At 65.0% G+C, this 16,646-nt stretch carries 17 protein-coding genes; 4 read left to right on the top strand and 13 right to left on the bottom strand.

Annotated elements, in window-relative coordinates; genetic code table 11:
• Positions 1-5: 5 nt before the first annotated feature.
• The 6 genes from ligA to FGL95_RS05260 all read right to left on the bottom strand — a co-directional run bounded on the left by ligA (position 6) and on the right by FGL95_RS05260 (position 7,247).
• On the bottom strand, positions 6-2,057 hold the full coding sequence (gene ligA / locus FGL95_RS05235) for an NAD-dependent DNA ligase LigA (protein WP_338079713.1): 2,052 nt from the start codon (positions 2,055-2,057) through the stop codon (positions 6-8).
• A gap of 81 nt (positions 2,058-2,138) precedes the next feature.
• Positions 2,139-3,143: a uroporphyrinogen decarboxylase/cobalamine-independent methonine synthase family protein gene (locus tag FGL95_RS05240; RefSeq protein ID WP_169585084.1), complete on the bottom strand. Its 1,005-nt coding sequence runs from the start codon at positions 3,141-3,143 to the stop codon at positions 2,139-2,141.
• Positions 3,140-4,225 carry a tRNA 2-thiouridine(34) synthase MnmA gene (gene mnmA, locus FGL95_RS05245; protein WP_169585085.1) on the bottom strand — a complete coding sequence of 362 codons (1,086 nt, stop codon included), beginning with the start codon at positions 4,223-4,225 and terminating at the stop codon, positions 3,140-3,142. The genes FGL95_RS05240 and mnmA overlap by 4 nt, the downstream gene beginning before the upstream one ends.
• Positions 4,225-5,439 carry a cysteine desulfurase family protein gene (locus tag FGL95_RS05250; RefSeq protein ID WP_169585086.1) on the bottom strand — a complete coding sequence of 405 codons (1,215 nt, stop codon included), beginning with the start codon at positions 5,437-5,439 and terminating at the stop codon, positions 4,225-4,227. The genes mnmA and FGL95_RS05250 overlap by 1 nt, the downstream gene beginning before the upstream one ends.
• A gap of 38 nt (positions 5,440-5,477) precedes the next feature.
• The gene (locus FGL95_RS05255) at positions 5,478-6,422 is read right to left on the bottom strand and encodes a lysophospholipid acyltransferase family protein (RefSeq protein ID WP_240962659.1); all 945 of its coding nucleotides are present in this window, start codon (positions 6,420-6,422) and stop codon (positions 5,478-5,480) included.
• A complete protein-coding gene (locus tag FGL95_RS05260) occupies positions 6,423-7,247 on the bottom strand; it encodes a GNAT family N-acetyltransferase (RefSeq protein ID WP_169585087.1) in 825 nt (274 codons plus the stop codon).
• A 287-nt stretch (positions 7,248-7,534) separates the two neighbouring features.
• Here FGL95_RS05260 and FGL95_RS05265 point away from each other — a divergent pair, with 287 nt between their 5' ends.
• A complete protein-coding gene (locus tag FGL95_RS05265; protein ID WP_169585088.1) occupies positions 7,535-8,491 on the top strand; it encodes a hypothetical protein in 957 nt (318 codons plus the stop codon).
• Positions 8,492-8,571: 80 nt separating this feature from the next.
• Here FGL95_RS05265 and FGL95_RS05270 read toward each other — a convergent pair whose 3' ends face one another.
• The 3 genes from FGL95_RS05270 to FGL95_RS05280 form a co-directional block, all read right to left on the bottom strand.
• A complete protein-coding gene (locus FGL95_RS05270) occupies positions 8,572-9,168 on the bottom strand; it encodes a dihydrofolate reductase family protein (protein ID WP_169585089.1) in 597 nt (198 codons plus the stop codon).
• An 89-nt stretch (positions 9,169-9,257) separates the two neighbouring features.
• A complete protein-coding gene (locus FGL95_RS05275) occupies positions 9,258-9,638 on the bottom strand; it encodes a PPOX class F420-dependent oxidoreductase (RefSeq protein WP_169585090.1) in 381 nt (126 codons plus the stop codon).
• Positions 9,635-10,228 carry a dihydrofolate reductase family protein gene (locus tag FGL95_RS05280; protein ID WP_169585091.1) on the bottom strand — a complete coding sequence of 198 codons (594 nt, stop codon included), beginning with the start codon at positions 10,226-10,228 and terminating at the stop codon, positions 9,635-9,637. The genes FGL95_RS05275 and FGL95_RS05280 overlap by 4 nt, the downstream gene beginning before the upstream one ends.
• An 87-nt stretch (positions 10,229-10,315) precedes the next feature.
• Between FGL95_RS05280 and FGL95_RS05285 the strand changes: the two genes are divergently transcribed.
• Complete coding sequence (locus FGL95_RS05285) at positions 10,316-10,771, top strand: winged helix-turn-helix transcriptional regulator (protein ID WP_169585092.1); 456 nt, start codon at positions 10,316-10,318, stop codon at positions 10,769-10,771.
• On the opposite strand, the gene FGL95_RS05290 is transcribed toward FGL95_RS05285, so the two are convergent.
• The 4 genes from FGL95_RS05290 to FGL95_RS05305 form a co-directional block, all read right to left on the bottom strand.
• Complete coding sequence (locus FGL95_RS05290) at positions 10,768-11,655, bottom strand: dienelactone hydrolase family protein (protein ID WP_169585093.1); 888 nt, start codon at positions 11,653-11,655, stop codon at positions 10,768-10,770. The two genes, FGL95_RS05285 and FGL95_RS05290, sit on opposite strands and share 4 nt — an antisense overlap.
• A 33-nt stretch (positions 11,656-11,688) precedes the next feature.
• On the bottom strand, positions 11,689-12,324 hold the full coding sequence (locus FGL95_RS05295) for a nitroreductase family protein (RefSeq protein WP_169585094.1): 636 nt from the start codon (positions 12,322-12,324) through the stop codon (positions 11,689-11,691).
• A 79-nt stretch (positions 12,325-12,403) separates the two neighbouring features.
• Positions 12,404-13,360 carry an electron transfer flavoprotein subunit alpha/FixB family protein gene (locus FGL95_RS05300; protein ID WP_169585095.1) on the bottom strand — a complete coding sequence of 319 codons (957 nt, stop codon included), beginning with the start codon at positions 13,358-13,360 and terminating at the stop codon, positions 12,404-12,406.
• A 32-nt stretch (positions 13,361-13,392) separates the two neighbouring features.
• Complete coding sequence (locus tag FGL95_RS05305) at positions 13,393-14,178, bottom strand: electron transfer flavoprotein subunit beta/FixA family protein (protein WP_169585096.1); 786 nt, start codon at positions 14,176-14,178, stop codon at positions 13,393-13,395.
• Positions 14,179-14,342: 164 nt separating this feature from the next.
• On the opposite strand from FGL95_RS05305, the gene FGL95_RS05310 reads away from it, so the two are divergent.
• Positions 14,343-15,101, top strand: a complete 759-nt coding sequence (locus FGL95_RS05310; RefSeq protein ID WP_169585097.1) for a class I SAM-dependent methyltransferase — start codon at positions 14,343-14,345, stop codon at positions 15,099-15,101.
• Positions 15,102-15,118: 17 nt separating this feature from the next.
• Positions 15,119-16,642 (top strand): 1,4-alpha-glucan branching protein domain-containing protein, encoded by a 1,524-nt coding sequence (locus FGL95_RS05315; protein ID WP_169585259.1) that lies wholly within the window; start codon positions 15,119-15,121, stop codon positions 16,640-16,642.
• The last annotated feature ends 4 nt before the right edge of the window (positions 16,643-16,646 follow it).

The following is a 16,646-nucleotide window of genomic DNA, read 5'->3' on the forward strand; positions in this document are numbered from 1 at the left end:
TGAGGTCAAGCGACAGCGTCCGGACCACCCTCCAGCAGCTTGCGGAAACCCTCTTCGTCCAGCACCGGCACCCCCAACTCGCCCGCTTTCTCGGCCTTCGTTCCTGGCGAATCGCCGACGACGACATACGCGGTCTTCTTCGATACCGACCCAGCCGCCTTGCCGCCTCTTGCGAGGATTGCCTCCTTCGCTTCGTCGCGCGAGAAGCCTTCCAGCGATCCCGTCACCACGATCGACATGCCCTCGAGGTTGCGTTCGATCGACGCATCGCGTTCGTCCTCCATCCGGACTCCCGCGGCTTTCCATTTCTCAACGATGCTGCGATGCCAATCGACCTCGAACCACTCCGCGATCGAGACCGCAATCGTCGGACCGACACCTTCTGCTGCGGCGATCTCCTCACCCGACGCCGCCATGATGGCGTCCAAACTCCCGAAGTGTGCCGCGAGCGCCCGCGCGGCCGTCGGCCCAACGTGCCGTATCGACAGCGCGACGAGAACCCGCCACAGCGGGCGGTCCTTGGCAGAAGCCAGGTTGTCCAGCAGCCGTTTTCCGTTCGCCGACAGCCCACCCGCCTTCGTGGTGAACAGCGTCGTCTTCATCAGGTCTTCTTCGGTCAGCGAGAACAGGTCGCCTTCGTCGGTGATGACGCCGCTCTTGAGCAGATCGATCGCGGCCTCGTAACCCATGGCCTCGATATCGAACGCGCCCCGGCCTGCGACGTGAAACACGCGCTCGCGCAACTGCGCTGGACACGTCCGTGCGTTGGGGCAACGAATGTCGGCGTCGCCCTCCTTCTCGAACGCCAGCTCCGTTCCGCATTCCGGGCAGTGCGTCGGCATGACGAATTCGCGCTCGTCGCCGGTCCGTAGGTCGACCACCGGACCGAGCACTTCCGGGATGACGTCACCGGCTTTGCGGATCGTGATCGTGTCGCCGATCAACACGCCTTTGCGCTTGACCTCGGACCCGTTGTGCAGGGTTGCGCGCGACACAGTCGACCCTGCAACCGTGACCGGCTCGGTGAACGCGAATGGCGTGACCCTGCCGGTTCGTCCCACGCCCACCCGGATATCGAGCAGCTTGGTCGTGACCTCTTCCGGCGGATATTTGTACGCAATGGCCCAGCGAGGTGCCCGCGAGGTGGTGCCGAGCCGACGTTGCAACGAGACCTCGTCGACCTTGACGACCATGCCGTCGATTTCGTGTTCGATGTCGTGGCGATGCTCGCCCCAGTAGGCAACCTTGTCGACTATCGCGTCGGCACCCTGTACGCGTGTCGTGTGCGTGGACACCGGCAGCCCCCATGCCGCAAGCGCTACGTACGCCTCGAACAACGTCTCCGGAGCGAAACCTTCGGACCGGCCGAGGCCGTGACAGATCATCCCGAGGTTTCGCTTCGCCGTGACCGCCGGATTCTTCTGTCGAAGCGAACCGGCCGCGGTGTTGCGCGGATTGGCATACGGCGGTTTGCCTTCCGCGACAATCGCCGCGTTGAGAATCTCGAAGTCTTCGAGCCGGAAGTAGACCTCACCCCGGACTTCGAGCACGGCCGGAATCGGGAATTCGTCTGTGGCAGTGAGTTGGTGCGGGATCTCCCTGATGGTCTTCGCGTTGAGGGTGACATCCTCGCCGGTCCGGCCATCGCCGCGCGTCGCCGCCCGGACCAGCTTCCCGTTCTCGTACACGAGATTGAGCGCGACCCCGTCGATCTTGACTTCACACAAGTAGTGCAAGTCGGTCCCGGCATCGGCCTCCACGCGCTTGACCCACGCCCGCATCGACTCTTCGTCGAAGACGTTGTCCAGGCTCAACATTCGTTCGAGGTGATCGACTGCAGTGAACTCCGTCGCGAATCCCCCACCGACGAGTTGCGTGGGTGAATCCGGCGTCCGGAGCTCGGAGTGGGCCTCTTCCAGTGCGTTCAGTTGTGTCAGCAGCGCGTCGAACTCACCGTCGCTGATGGTGGGCGAATCGCGGACGTAGTAGCGAAATTGGTGCTCGCGAACCTCTTCCGCGAGCTTCTGCCACTGCTCACGTGCCTCGTTTTCCGTCACCACCGCAGATTAGTCGAGGCCTCCGACACCCCGAACTGTGCGCGAATTTCACCCTTGCGGGGGTGATACGCGCGCACGGGGTCAGGCCTCGGCGAACGACCGCGCGACCTCGGAACACAACTTCAGCGCCTGCCGGGCCCAGGCATTCGATGCGCCGGCAAGTCCGCAGGTCGGGGTGACGATGACCTGTTCGCGCAGGATCGCGCGGCCGAAGCCGAGGCGGTCCACAAGTTTCAACGCCGGAGCCGCCGCATCGTCCCACTTCAGCGGCGTGGTCGGTGCAGTGGTCGGAACGAGACCCAGTGCAACACCCTTGCCGGCTTGGAACAGCTCGCCGATCCCATCGAGGTCGGCTGGTTTCACCAACGTGAGATCGACGCCGACATAGGTCGCGTTGCTACGTCGGAGCAGCTCCAATGGCGGCGATGCCGAGCAGTTGTGCACCAGCACCGGCGCACCTGCTGCGTCGATCACCCTGTTGATGTTGTCGAGAGCGTCGGGCCCGGGCATTGCGGCGACGGTGTCCATCCGACTGACCCCGCGCAGCCTGCCGTCGAGCACGTCCGGCAGCAGCGGCTCATCGATTTGGAGCACAATGTCGCAGTCCAGGCGTCGTCGCATCTCCGCGACGTGCCGCGCGAGACCTTCGGCGAGCGAGTCGGCGAAGTCGCGCGTCGCGCCCGGATCGGTCAGAACGCGGTGACCGTTCGCAAGCTCGACCTCGGCAGCCAACGTCAGCGGACCGCACGCCTGCAGCTTGACCGTCTTGCCTGTGCCGCGCAGACCCGCCGTCTCCCACGCTTCTTCGAGAGCGTCGAGGTCCTCACGGAGGTAGTCGTGCGAGCGCTTGGCGACCCCGCCACGTCGAGCGGTCAGGCGATAGCCACGAGTCGTCGTGTCGAAAGGCAGGTCCACGAGCAGCGCACCGGTCCGCGCGATCATGTCCGCGCCGACACCGCGGACAGGCAGTTCGACGAGATGAGGCAACTCGCCCAGCTCACCGACGACGGTGGCAGCGGCCTCACGTGGGTTGGTGCCGGGCCACGACCCGATGCCGGTAGCAATGCCGGCCAGAATTTCGGTCACCTAGTGTTGCCGGTCCGCGCGATCGTTCCGCTGCCGAGCACTTCGTCGCCCGATTCGTCCGGTCGGTAGACGACCAAGGCCTGGCCACGTGCGACACCGGTCAGCGGCTCACGCAGCCGCACGCTGATGCCATCGCCTACCGCTTCGGCAACGGCCTGCGCCAAACCACCGTGTGCGCGGACCTGCACGACACATTCGATCGGGCCGTCGGGTGCCGAACCGGAGGTCCAGACCGCACGGTCGGCGTCGATGGTCCACACCTGCAACCGCTCGGCCGAACCGACCTTGACCGTTCCCGTCTCGGGTTCGATCTCGGTGACATAGCGCGGCTGACCGTCCGCAGCAGGCCCTGCGACACCGAGCCCCTTGCGCTGACCGATCGTGAAGCCGTGCACGCCGGCATGTTCGGCAAGCACCTCACCGGTGTCGGCGTCGATTACATTGCCGGTCCGCACCCCGATCCTCGCACCGAGGAACGCGCGAGTATCACCGGAGGGAATGAAGCAGATGTCGTGACTGTCCGGCTTGTCGGCGACCGCAAGTCCGCGTGCGGCGGCCTCTGCGCGAATATCGGGCTTCGGGGTATCTCCGACGGGGAACATGGCGCGCGAAAGTTGTTGCGCCGTCAGGACTGCGAGCACATAGGACTGGTCCTTGTCCGCATCGACCGCGCGGCGAAGCACGCCGTCTTCGAGTCGCGCGTAGTGCCCGGTTGCGACAGCATCGAACCCCAGCGCGTGCGCGCGGTCGGCCAGCGCGGAAAACTTGATCTTCTCGTTGCAGCGCAAGCACGGGTTCGGGGTTTCGCCCGCCGCATACGACTCGACGAAATCGTCGATCACATCTTCCTTGAAGCGTTCAGCGAAATCCCAGACGTAGAAAGGGATTCCGAGGACGTCGGCGGCACGACGAGCGTCGCCCGCGTCCTCCTTGGAGCAGCAGCCTCGCGAGCCGGTCCGGAGCGTGCCGGGTGCCTCGGACAACGCAAGGTGAACACCGACCACATCGTGCCCAGCATCGACCGCGCGTGCTGCGGCCACGGCGGAATCGACTCCGCCGCTCATTGCGGCAAGTACTCGCATCAGCGGATTCCTCCCCGAGATCCCGCTCCGGCAAGTCCGGCGGCTTTTGCGCGCTCGAGAACCTGCGGCAACACGGCGAGCAGCGCATCGATGTCTGCCCGAGTAGACGTATGTCCCAACGAAAAACGCAGCGAGCCACGCGCATCGGCGGGGTTCACACCCATCGCGATCAGCACATGGCTCGGCAGCGCGACCCCGGCCGTACAAGCCGAGCCGGTGGAGCATTCGATCGCGGCCGCGTCGAGCAGCATCAGCAGTGAATCGCCTTCGCAACCCGGAAAGGTGAAGTGCGCGTTACCCGGAAGTCGCCGCACTCCGACCGGACCGTTCAGCACCGCATCGGGCGCAACGTTGTACACACCGGCAATCAGCAGGTCACGCAACGTGGTCAGTTGGGTCCGTCGCTCGTCGAGTTCGGCGACGGTCGCCCGAAGCGCTGCCGCCATCCCGACGATCGACGCAGTATCGGGGGTGCCTGCGCGCAGGTCGCGCTCGTGGCCGCCGCCGTGCAGCAACGGAACGCACGGGACCTGACGGCCGAGCAACAGCAGGCCCACACCCTGCGGTCCGCCGAACTTGTGCGCCGCGACGCTAGCCGCGGACAGCCCGCTGGCAGCGAAATCGATGGGCAATTGCGCCGCAGCCTGGACCGCGTCGCTATGCATCGGGATGTCGAACTCGCGGGCGATCTGCGCAAGCTCGCCGATCGGCATGATCGTGCCGACCTCGTTGTTCGCCCACATGACGGTGACAAGCGCGGTGTCGTTCGCGTGCAACGCCAACGCAGCGCGCAGATCGTCGGGTGCGACCGAGCCTTCGCTGTCGACCGGCAGCCACGTGACCGCAGCGCCTTCGGACTTCACCAACGCTTCGACAGCATCCATGACCGCGTGGTGCTCGACCGCGCTCGCGATGATCCGAGTGCGCGATGGATCGGCGTCCCGGCGTGCCCGGTAGATGCCCTTGACGGCGAGGTTGTCGCTCTCGGTGCCACCCGAGGTGAAGATGACCTCCGAGGGGCGAGCACCGAGGCACGCCGCGATCGATTCGCGCGCCTCTTCGATACGACGACGCGCTGCACGGCCTGAGCCGTGCAGCGACGAGGCGTTACCGACAGTGCCGAAGACAGCGGTCATCGCCTCGATCGCCGCCGGCAGCATCGGCGTTGTAGCTGCGTGATCGAGGTAGACCGGAGCCTGGGTATCCGAAATCATGACCCAGCAAGGATACCCGGCGAGCGGGTGGTCCAAAATCACGCGATTCGGGCGACCAACTCGTCGGGTTGCTTCGGAGTGTTGCGAGCCTCGGCCGAGTCGAGAACGCCGTGGTCAGCGAAGTCGAGCTCCATTTCGCCTCGCACCGCGCGCTCGCAGCGGGCAGCGAGGTCACGACGGTCCGTACCGGGCTGTTCGATGGGCTGCAATACGATCTCGGCGACGATGCCGTCGGACCGCAGGATCCGCAGCAGCGAATCGACCATCGAGTCGTCGCCGACGAAACTGGACAGCGTGGTCAGCGTCCCGTTCGCCCGGCGATAGGTCAGCGCAATCGGCTGGACCGGTGTTGCAGTGTCAATGGCAGCCTGGAACAGCGCTGGTCGCAGGCTGCCGTATGCCCGTCCGCACCAGGTGGTGCCTTCGGGGAATGCGACGATTCGTTCGCCTGCCGAGATGCGGTCCGCGATCTGGCGGACGACGCCTGGCAGGGCTTTGAGCTTGGCTCGATCGATCGGAATGACGCGCATCCGCTTGGCGAGCTGGCCAAGCAGCGGCCACTCGGTCATGTCTGCGCGTGCGACGAAACTCACCGGTTGAACAGCGGCAATCGCGAGGATGTCGGTCCAGCCGACGTGGCCGCTGACGATGAACGCACCGTCACCCGGCGAGGCATAACGCAGTCCGGGCCACGTGTCGCCGCGATTGTCGATGACCTTCACGTCGATGCCGCAGCAACGTAGCAGCGCTCGTGCGTATCGCTGCTGGACCTCGTCTTTCCACACACGAGGCACTGCCGCGTTCGCGATAGGGAAAGTCAGGAACAGTCCGGCGATACCGACAACTCGGGTCGCCATTGCGACATTGCCGACGGTCATGTTGTCGCGGTCGACGCATTTTGTGCCGCACGGACTCGACGGCATCCATGCGTGCGTGCTGTCGCCAGCCGCGTCCTGCCAGGTCATTTCCTCGATGGCGGTCATCTAGAGGCCGCCTTCGAGAGCGGATGCTGCCGCCTGCAGCCGGTCCAGGTAGCGGCGGTTCACCTCGTGCAGTCCGAGCAGTGCGACGAAGTCCGCGACCGCGAAGTCCGGGTCGTGTGCCGGCTCGCCCAGGATCGACGCACCGAGGCGGAGGTAGCCGGTCACGAGCGGCGGCACCTTCGGCCGACCCGCCGGGGGTGCGATGTCGTCGAGCGTGCGTCCGTCGAGGACGACCGGGTTGTACGGGCGGACCTTGTAGGGCGACGCGTGCTTGTTGAGCAGGAAGTCGCGGACGCCGCGGACGTTGGAGCCTTCGGGATCACCCGCCGTCTCCTGCATCGGCACCGAGACGCAGCCCATCACGTACTCGTACCCGGTCAACTGGATGTAGTGCAGGATGCCCGCCCACATGAGGCTGAGGACCGAGCCGTTGCGGTGGTCTTCGCGGACACACGCGCGACCCATCTCGACGATCTGCGACCGCAGCGGCGCGAGCGCCGACAGGTCGAACTCGGTCGCCGTGTAGTACCCGCCGGCCGCCTTCGCCGCGTCGGGCGGAAGCATCCGGTAGCAACCCACGAAGTCACCCGAACGGTCGTCGCGGACGAGGAGGTGGTCGCAGTGATCGTCGAAGCGGTCCGCGTCGACTCCTGCTTCGCTGAAGGGAATATCGAAACCAGGTTCGCTGGTGAATACCTCGTAGCGCAGCTTTTGCGCCGCTACGCGGTGCTCCCGATCAGACGTCACGACCAGGGAGTACCTGGGCCGCGCTTCGACGTCGTCGATGATCCGGCTGGGTGGAGTCAGAACCGACAAAGTTGTCATAACCCGTTGTCTACGGAGCCTGAAATGCTAAACAGCATCGCTTGAGCGTCGTGTCGATTTAGCTTGGGTTAACGCAGGTCGCAGGGCATACCTGCGTTCATTTGCGGTTTAGGTGGGTGGCCTTTTGGGGTGTTTTGGGTAGTGCCGCAGGGCTATTTGTTCGACGCAAGGGCAATTGCGTCTGCGGGTAACAAAACGCCCTGCGGGGCGAGTTATCCACAAGGCCCGATCTATCCACAGATTCCATTGCCGGCTTGGGGGTCTTCTGGTGCGCCATCGTATTTCCTATGACCGCCGAGCCAACACCCGTCCGCCGACCTGACGCGCTGTCGCGCGGACACACGGACGGCGAGTTGCGTGTCCTCTATACGCGCCAAGGATGGACTCAGCTGCGTCCCGGTTTCTACCTGCCGCCTGGATACGACGACGGACGCGAGTCAGCCGACGTCCATCGCGAATTGATTCGTGCGACGGTTCCCGCGTTGTCACCCGACGCGGTCGTGAGCCATCAGTCCGCGACTGTCATGCATCCGGTGCCCGTGTGGGACGTACCGCTCGATCGCGTTCATGTGACTCGCAATCGCGCGAATGGCGGCAGACGATCCAGGCAGCTTCATGTTCACAGCGCGCCGTTCGACGAAGCCGACGTGGTCGAGGTAAGCGGAGTTCGTGTGTTCACGCTCGAGCGCGCGTTTGCCGACCTCGCGCGGACAGTGCCGCTCGAGCAGGCGGTCGTGATCGGCGACGCCGCACTGCGCAAGGGATCGACCAAGGACGATTTGCTCGCTGCGCTTTCGTATGCCGAAAAGCGGCCCGGCCATCGACGCGCTGTCCATGCGATCGAGATGCTCGACGGGAAAAGCGGAAGCGTCGGTGAATCGCGAAGCCGCGTTGTGCTCGCCGGATTGGCTGGTCCGAAGCCCGAGCTGCAGACGTCGTTTCTCGATCATGACGGCCACTCGATCGGTCGTGGTGATTTCTTCTTCGAGGAATTCGGCGTCATCGGCGAATTCGACGGCAAGGTGAAGTACGGCAAATACTTACGGCCAGGCGAAGACGCTGGCGAAGCGGTCTACCGGGAGAAGCTGCGCGAGGATCGGTTGCGCGATATGGGCTGGATCGTCGTCCGCTGGACGTGGGCGGAACTGCAACGCCCGCACCTCATCCTGGCGAAGTTGCGGCGAGCCTTCGAACGTCGCGCGATTATCGGAGCGCCCGTCGGAGTGTTCATCCTCGCCGCCTAATCCCCGCCGCAGGGCCTTTTGTTCGACGCAAGGGCAATTGCGTCTGTGGGGAACAAAAGGCCGTGCGGCGGCGAGGCAGATCAGTACTCGACCTCATAGCTGAGGTGGGTGGCGCGATTTCCCCGGCGAATGGTGGGGTTGGATAGCCGGACCGGCTTGTTGGCGAGGTTGGTGAAGTACGGCTTTCCAGCGCCGAGGAGGTAGGGCACCAGGTCGACGGTGATCACGTCGAGCAGACCGGCGTCGAGTGCTTGCTGGGCGATGGTGGTGCTAGCGATGACGACGTCCTTGTCGCCCGCAATTTCCTTGGCCTGCTTGATCGCGGCCTCGATGCCATCGGTGACGAAGGTGAAGGGCGCGTCCTGGTGCGGCCACTCCTCGGCGGTCGGGGCGTTATGGGTGACAACGACGACCGGAGCGCCGACGGGATGGGACCCTCCCCAGCCGTTCGTCAGGTCGAACAGTGCGCGCCCTGTGATCAGCGCACCGATCTTCGGTACGACGCTCTGCATGTGCTCGGCGTCTTCCTCGGATTGACGGTATTCGAGGTCGGAGTTGGCGGTCTCCGTCACGACCGGACCTGCCGTGTACCACTCGAACAGCTCGGCGACGCTGCCGTTCGCGTCCTCGATGAAGCCGTCCAACGACATCGACATGTTGGAAAATACGCGTCCCATGATCTCTACCTCTCGTCGGTGACCGCTCCTTGCGATCCTCGCCAATGGGTCGGGGACGGCGTCATGACTTCGACATCCGGCGCCAGAATTTATCCGACGCTCTGCTGATCTGGCTCGATGAGAGCGACAACCCGCAGGTCGGTCCGCGAATACGGACCGCCGATATATTTTGTCGCGATGCGGTCGACGATCGCCCACCCCGCGTCGCCGTCGACCCACTCGACAACTGTGCCGCGAATGATCACCGGCATGAACGGGTTGTCGGGCGGGGTCAGCGAAATTGCCACTCGCGGATCGCGCCGAATGTTGCGAGCCTTCTGCGAGCCCGGACCGGTGAGGATGACGACGTGCTCGCCCTCGGTGCCGATCCACACCGGGACCGAATGCGGCGCTCCGTCGGAAAGCACGGTGGCAAGGTGGGCGATCGGGGTGCCGTCGAGGATGCGGCGGAGGTCGGCGTCGAGGTTCATCGCTGCACCGCGTAGTGGAGGTGGGTGACGCCCGGTGCGGGAACGGCTTCGATCAGACGTAGCTGGACGTGGTCGGGCAGTGCTTGGAAGAACGGTCGGCCGCCACCGAGTACAACCGGCACCTGATGCAGGATCACCTCGTCGACGAGCCCCGCTTCCAATGCCGCAGTGAGTACTCCCCCGCCCATCAGACCGATATCCTTACCGCCTGCTGCCTCGCGAGCCGCGGCGATCGCGTCCTCGATGCCGGTGGTGACGAGGGTCTGCCGCTCGCTGATCTCCGGTGCGGGTCGATTGGTGAGGACCACCAAGTGGGCCCTCGGGTGCGGACTGCCGCCCCCGAAGTGGTCGGAGTCCTCATAGGTGTTGCGGCCGGCAACGATCGCACCGGAACGTGCTGCCGCGACGTCGAAGACCCGGGCACTCTCCGCACTCAGTTTGAAGCCGTCGAACACTTGACTCGGAGTGTCGCCGTCGAAGTACCAGTCGAACAGCATTCCCCCGTCCCCAAGTCCGTGACCTGGTCTCGGATCACGGCCGGTGATGTAGCCGTCGACCGACACCGAGTGTGCGCTGAAGACTTTGCTCATTGCAATCCTTTCGGGGTTCCTTGAGGAGACTCCAAAACCGTAGCAGCTTGAGTTCCCTTAGGGAACCCCAGTTGTTAGACTTGTTTCATGCAACGCACGAACTTCCACGACATGGCCTGCTCGATCGCGCGCACACTCGACGTCATCGGCGAGCCATGGTCGCCGCTGATCCTGCGCGACGTGTGGGCCGGTTTCGCCAAGTTCGACGAGATCCAGGCCGATCTGGGCATCTCACGAAAAGTGTTGACGGAGCGGTTGAACCACCTCGTCGACCACGGCGTGCTCGACCGTCGCCCCTACGATCGGCGACCACGCTACGAGTACGTGCTGACGCAGAAGGGGACCGAACTTCTCGACATGCTCATGGCCATGGCGAACTGGGGCGACCACTGGCTAGCGGGCGAAGCCGGGCCGCCGGTGCTGTACCGCCACCACACGTGCGGCGAGATCGGCCGGGTCGAGCTGCGTTGCAGCCATTGCGGCGAGCCGATGCACGGGGACAACGTCGATCTGCTGCCCGGCCCGGGTGCCGCAGTCGCCTAGGCGTACCGACCGAACCAGTCGAGGACCTTGGCGTACACGTCCGCGGCGGCTGTGGCGTTGTAACGCGGACCTGTGTCGTTGAAGAACGCATGATCGGCGCCCTGCTCGGTCACGATTTCGTGGGGTAGGCCTGCCTTCTCGAGCGCGGCGGTCGCCGCGTCGCGGGATGCGTTCACTCTCGCATCGAGTTCGCCGTACACAGCCAGGACCGCGGCTTTGGAGCCTGCCAAGTCGGCCCCCTCGGGTAGCGGTCCATAGAAGGGGGACGCTGCCGCCAGTCGCGGTTCACCCGCGGCGAGCAGTTGCCACACGAGTCCGCCGCCCATGCAGAAGCCGATCGCTGCGACCTTCTTGTCCGGTACGCGGCGCTGCAACTCGTCGATGCCGGCTTTCATGTCGGCCACGAAGCGGGCAGGCGGAACTTTCGCCAACGCGGCGGTCGCTTCGGCGGGATCGGTGAACTTCGCTGTGCCACCTTCCTCGGACAGCAGGTCGATCGCGAGCGCCGAGTACCCGGCACCCGCGAATCGACCTGCGACCGTACGAATGTGGTCGGTCAGGCCCTTGTTCTCATGGATGACGAGCAGCGATCCTTTGGGGTCGGCTGCGGCGGCCCACGCACCCTGTAACCCGGAGCCGAACGTGATCGCCTCGGTCGAGACCGCCTCGTCCATGCCGGGCGGTCCGCTGGGGTTCGCCGACGGGGTGGTCGATGCGGCGGCGGGTTTGTCGTCGTCGGACGCACACGCCGCCAGCAACGTCGTCGCAGCGGCCGCACTCAGCCCGAGCAGGCCGAGGCGGCGCAGAGCTTCCCGGCGCGGCATCAGTCCGTCGGCGTGGTCGGTGGCGATCTCTTCGGCTACGTAGCGCTGCAGCGGCGTCATGGCACAAAGTATTGCCGTGCAACGCAACGGGGTCTAGAGCGTCTGCTTCCAGCCGTCCCAGTAGGTGACCTCGCGAACCGGCCGTCGCACAGCAGGTTTGAAGTCTGTGCCCTTGGTGTAGGCGACCGGAATCATCGCGACCTGCGTGACCTTGTCGGGGATGCCGAGCAGTTCCGCAGCTTTGCGCTCCTCCGCCAAATGCAACGTTGTGTAGACCGAGCCGAGGCCACGGCTACGCAATGCGAGCTGGAACGACCAGACCGCGGGAATGATCGAACCGAGAAAGCCGGCCCAGGCCATCGTCGGTGCGCCTTCCGGAAGTCGACCGAGCACGCATGGGATGACCAGCGCGGGCACCTTCTCGATGTTCTGAGCGAGGTAGTCGGCCGACGAGTAGGACCGCTGCTCCTGCGCGGGGGTGTCGTCGTTGATCGACTCACCTTTAGCCGCGTAATTCTGTTCCCAACCGACGCGGTAGCACTCGGCGAGACCCTGCTTCTTCTCCGGATCAGTCACAACCAGGAAGCGCCACCCCTGTGCATTACCGCCGGTCGGAGCCTGAATCGCGATCTGGAGGCATTCGTCGATGACCTCCCGCTCGACCGGCCGATCGAGGTCGAGGCGTTTGCGCACGGCGCGGGTCGTGGTTGCTACTTCGTCGAAGTCCATACCCCGAACATAGAACTGTGCGCGAGTTTCACCCCCGGAGGGGTGAAACTCGCGCACAGTTGTAAAGCGGAGCTGCAGACTAGCCCTTGTGCTTCTTGACCGCTTCGGTCAACTGCGGGGCAACGTTGAACAGGTCGCCCACGATGCCGTAGTCCGCGATCTCGAAGATCGGGGCTTCTTCATCCTTGTTGACGGCGATGATCGTCTTCGACGTCTGCATGCCGGCGCGGTGCTGGATCGCGCCCGAGATGCCGAGTGCGATGTAGAGGTTCGGCGACACGGTCTTGCCGGTCTGACCGATCTGGAACTGGCCCGGGTAGTAGCCAGAGTCGACAGCCGCACGCGACGCGCCGACAGCGGCACCGAGCGAGTCCGCCAATTCCTCGACGACCGAGAACTTGTCGGCACTGCCGACACCACGGCCACCTGCGATGACGACCGAAGCCTCGGTGAGCTCGGGGCGGTCGCCACCGACGATCGGGTCCTTCGACGTGATCTTGACGACGCCGTCTTCCTGCGCCGGGATCTCGACGGCGACCTTCTCGCCTGCGCCGGCCTGCGGTGCGGCCTCGACCGCGCCCGGACGGATAGAGATGACGGGAACGTCACCGGTCGCCTTGGCCTCGACGGTGAACGCGCCACCGAAGATGGAGTGGATGGCGGTGCCGTCGGACTTCACGTCGATGACATCGCTGAGCAGTCCGGAGCCGATGCGTGCTGCAAGCCGACCGGACACCTCCTTGCCCTCTGCGGTGGCGGCGGTGATGACCGCTGCCGGACCCGCGGACTCGACGAGCCCCGCGAGAACGTCGACCTTCGGCGTCACGAGGAAGCCCTCGGCCGCGTCACCTTCGGCGACGTAGATCTTCTCTGCGCCTGCCGCGGCGAGCGACTCGGCCAAGCCGTCAGCCGTGCCTGCCGGACCGACGACGACCGCGGACGGCTCGCCCAGTGCACGAGCGGCGGTGAGGAGTTCGGTCGTGACCTTCTTGATGGAACCTTCTGCGTGCTCCACGAGCACAAGAACTTCTGCCATTGCTTCTGTCTCCTGAGTCTGTGTGAGCGGGATTAAATGATCTTGTTGGACACGAGGTAGGCAGCGATCTTCGTGCCGCCGTCACCTTCGTCCACGATCCGCTCACCAGCCGTACGAGGCGGCTTCGGGGTTGCGGCGGTGACCGCAGTTCCCGCGTTCGCGACGCCGACCGTCTCCGGGTCGATGCCGAGGTCCGCGAGGGTGAAGGTCAGAACTTCCTTCTTCTTCGCGGCCATGATGCCCTTGAAGGACGGGAAACGCGGCTCGTTGATCTTCTCGGTGACGCTGATGATCGCGGGCAGCGTGGCCTCGAGGCCGAAAACGCCCTCGTCGGTCTCGCGCTCGGCGGTGATGGTGTCACCGTCGATGGCGACCTTGCGCACGTGCGTGAGCTGCGGGATGCCGAGGTACTCGGCGATGATGGCCGGCACAGCACCGACGGTGCCGTCGGTGGCTTCGTTACCCGCGATGATGAGCTCGACGCCTTCGATCTGACCGATCGCGCCGGCCAGAGTCCACGCGGTCTGCACCGCGTCGGAGCCGTGAATCTGGGGGTCGTTGACGTGGATGGCCTTGTCAGCGCCCATCGAGAGTGCCTTGCGGATTGCGTCGGTCGCCTTGTCGGGACCTGCGGACAGCACGGTCACCTCGCCGCCGTGCTTTTCCTTCAGCAGCAGCGCCTCTTCGACGGCGCGCTCGTTGATTTCGTCGAGCACCGGGTCTGCAGACTCGCGATCGAGGGTGTAGTCGCTCTCCCTCAGCTTGCGCTCGGACCATGTGTCGGGGACCTGCTTGATCAAAACGACAATGTTAGGCATCGGTCTACGTCGACCCTCCTGTGGTAGCTGCATCGTGTGGTCTCGTGATTGCTCTGCGAGAGATTACTCTATGCTAACCTACTCGCCAGTAACTTAGGCGAAAAAGGGGTCGTGATGAGGACCACTCCACCTGCGCATACCGCGCTGCAGCTACCGTCGATCGGATGAGCGAGCCACAGTCCGTCGAACCGCTACCACTCACTGGCGAGCGCACGGTACCCGGAATTGCCGAAGAGAATTACTGGTTTCGGCGCCACGAGGTGGTCTATCGCGACCTGCTCGGCCGCTGCGCCGGAGCCGCCGTGCTCGAGGCAGGCTCCGGAGAAGGCTACGGCGCCAACATGATCGCCGACGTCGCGAGCAGCGTGATCGGTCTCGACTACGACGTCAGCGCGGTCGAGCACGTCCGCGCACGGTATCCACGCGTCGACATGCGCCACGGCAACCTCGCCGAACTGCCGCTCCCCGACGCCTCGGTCGACGTCGTGGTCAACTTCCAAGTGATCGAACATCTCTGGGACCAGCCGCAGTTCATCCGCGAATGCCTCCGAGTGCTGAAACCGGGCGGACGCCTCCTGATCAGCACACCCAACCGGATCACGTTCTCCCCCGGCCGCGACACCCCGCTCAATCCATTTCATACGCGCGAACTGAACGCCGCCGAGCTCACCGAACTGCTCGTCGAGTCTGGATTCGACATCGAGCTGATGACCGGCGTCCATCACGGACCGACGTTGAAGGCCCTCGACGCCAAACATGGTGGTTCGTTCATCGATGCGCAGATCGAGCGCGCGCTCGCCGGTGAGCCGTGGCCCGCCGACCTGACTGCCGACGTCGCAGCCGTCAGCGTCGACGATTTCGAGCTTCGCGAACCCGACATCGACGACAGCCTCGACCTCGTCGCGATTGCGGTGAAGCCTTGACCACCAAGTCTCCAGGCATGTTCAGCCTGGTCCTGCATTCCCACCTGCCGTGGCTCGCCAACCACGGCAGGTGGCCGGTGGGCGAAGAATGGCTCTACCAGTCGTGGGCGGCGTCGTACCTACCTGTCTTCGCCGCGTTGAAAAGGCTTGCCGCCGAGGGCTACACGAACCAGGTGAGCCTGGGAATCACGCCGGTCCTTGCCGCCCAGCTCGACGATCCACATTGCCTCGCAGGCATGCACCATTGGCTCGGAAACTGGCAGTTGCGTGCGCACGAGGCAGCGCTGATGGCGAACCCCTCGCACCGCGAGCTCGGCGCCCGCGAGCACCGCAACGCTTCGGCCGCGTTGGCTGATTTCGAAACCAATTGGCGCCACGGCGCTGCCCCGGTCCTGCGCGAACTGATCGACGCCCAGACCATCGAACTGCTCGGCGGACCGCTGGCTCACCCGTTCCAGCCGCTACTCGACCCGAGGCTGCGCGCGTTTTCACTGGCAGAAGGCCTTGCCGACGCGAAGTCACGCTGGGGCACCGCACCCACCGGCATCTGGGCACCGGAATGCGCGTACTCCCCCGGCATGGAAATCGGATACGACGCGGCAGGTGTGCGGCATTTCATGGTCGACGGGCCGGCATTGCGTGGTGACACCTCGCTCGGGCGCCCGGTGCGTGACGCCGACGTCGTCGCCTTCGGCCGTGACTTGCAGGTCAGCTATCGCGTCTGGTCACCGAAATCCGGTTACCCAGGCCATTCCGCCTATCGCGACTTCCACACCTACTGCCACGACACCGGACTCAAGCCGTCCCGCGTCACCGGGCGAAAGGTGTCGAGCGAGGACAAGGCTCCGTACGATCCCGAGCTGGCCGAGAAAGCCATCGCACGCCACGTCGAGGACTTCGTCGAGACGGTCCGCAAGCGCTTGCACTCCGAGTCCAAGCGAATCGGCCGTCCCGCGTTGGTCGTCGCAGCATTCGACACCGAACTCTTCGGGCACTGGTGGCACGAAGGCCCGCAATGGCTGGAGCACGTGCTTCGCGCCTTGCCGGAGGCAGGCATCGACGTCGGGACCCTCGCCCAAGCCCGCGAGCGCGGCTACGTCGGCGAACCGGTCGCCTTGCCCGCCTCCTCGTGGGGTTCTGGCAAGGATTGGCGTGTGTGGGCGGGCGAGCAGGTCGCCGACCTGGTGAAACTCAACGACGAGGTCGTCGCGACCGCGCTCGACACGATCGACAAGTCACGCGACGGCCGGCACGGAACCGTCGAGCTTCGCGACCGCGTCAACGATCAGATCCTGCGCGAAGCACTGCTCGCGGTCTCGAGCGACTGGGCGTTCATGGTGAGCAAGGACTCCGCCGCCGGTTACGCCCGCGACCGCGCTCACCTGCACGCACACGCCGTGCGGGAGATTGCGGAAGCACTTAATTCTGGCCAAGTCGCGCGATCGCACCGTTTAGCGGCAGGATGGACCGTGGCGGACGGGCTTTTCCCGGGACTCGATGCTCGCAGATTGCCCGTTCGAGAGTCGATGGCGCAGGCCTGATGCG

The organism is Antrihabitans stalactiti (assembly GCF_012932915.1).
Lineage (GTDB): Bacteria > Actinomycetota > Actinomycetes > Mycobacteriales > Mycobacteriaceae > Antrihabitans > Antrihabitans stalactiti.

What these genes read in the sequence shown, in the direction of transcription:
- FGL95_RS05310 (WP_169585097.1), top strand. Translation starts at nt 14,343, where the DNA reads ATGAGCGAGCCACAGTCCGTCGAACCGCTACCACTCACTGGCGAGCGC.
- FGL95_RS05270 (WP_169585089.1), bottom strand. Translation starts at nt 9,168, where the DNA reads ATGGGACGCGTATTTTCCAACATGTCGATGTCGTTGGACGGCTTCATC.
- FGL95_RS05280 (WP_169585091.1), bottom strand. Translation starts at nt 10,228, where the DNA reads ATGAGCAAAGTCTTCAGCGCACACTCGGTGTCGGTCGACGGCTACATC.
- FGL95_RS05300 (WP_169585095.1), bottom strand. Translation starts at nt 13,360, where the DNA reads ATGGCAGAAGTTCTTGTGCTCGTGGAGCACGCAGAAGGTTCCATCAAG.
- FGL95_RS05255 (WP_240962659.1), bottom strand. Translation starts at nt 6,422, where the DNA reads ATGACCGCCATCGAGGAAATGACCTGGCAGGACGCGGCTGGCGACAGC.
- FGL95_RS05275 (WP_169585090.1), bottom strand. Translation starts at nt 9,638, where the DNA reads ATGAACCTCGACGCCGACCTCCGCCGCATCCTCGACGGCACCCCGATC.
- FGL95_RS05295 (WP_169585094.1), bottom strand. Translation starts at nt 12,324, where the DNA reads ATGGACTTCGACGAAGTAGCAACCACGACCCGCGCCGTGCGCAAACGC.
- FGL95_RS05285 (WP_169585092.1), top strand. Translation starts at nt 10,316, where the DNA reads ATGCAACGCACGAACTTCCACGACATGGCCTGCTCGATCGCGCGCACA.
- mnmA (WP_169585085.1), bottom strand. Translation starts at nt 4,225, where the DNA reads ATGCGAGTACTTGCCGCAATGAGCGGCGGAGTCGATTCCGCCGTGGCC.
- FGL95_RS05265 (WP_169585088.1), top strand. Translation starts at nt 7,535, where the DNA reads ATGACCGCCGAGCCAACACCCGTCCGCCGACCTGACGCGCTGTCGCGC.
- FGL95_RS05290 (WP_169585093.1), bottom strand. Translation starts at nt 11,655, where the DNA reads ATGACGCCGCTGCAGCGCTACGTAGCCGAAGAGATCGCCACCGACCAC.
- FGL95_RS05260 (WP_169585087.1), bottom strand. Translation starts at nt 7,247, where the DNA reads ATGACAACTTTGTCGGTTCTGACTCCACCCAGCCGGATCATCGACGAC.
- FGL95_RS05315 (WP_169585259.1), top strand. Translation starts at nt 15,119, where the DNA reads ATGTTCAGCCTGGTCCTGCATTCCCACCTGCCGTGGCTCGCCAACCAC.
- FGL95_RS05305 (WP_169585096.1), bottom strand. Translation starts at nt 14,178, where the DNA reads ATGCCTAACATTGTCGTTTTGATCAAGCAGGTCCCCGACACATGGTCC.
- FGL95_RS05250 (WP_169585086.1), bottom strand. Translation starts at nt 5,439, where the DNA reads ATGATTTCGGATACCCAGGCTCCGGTCTACCTCGATCACGCAGCTACA.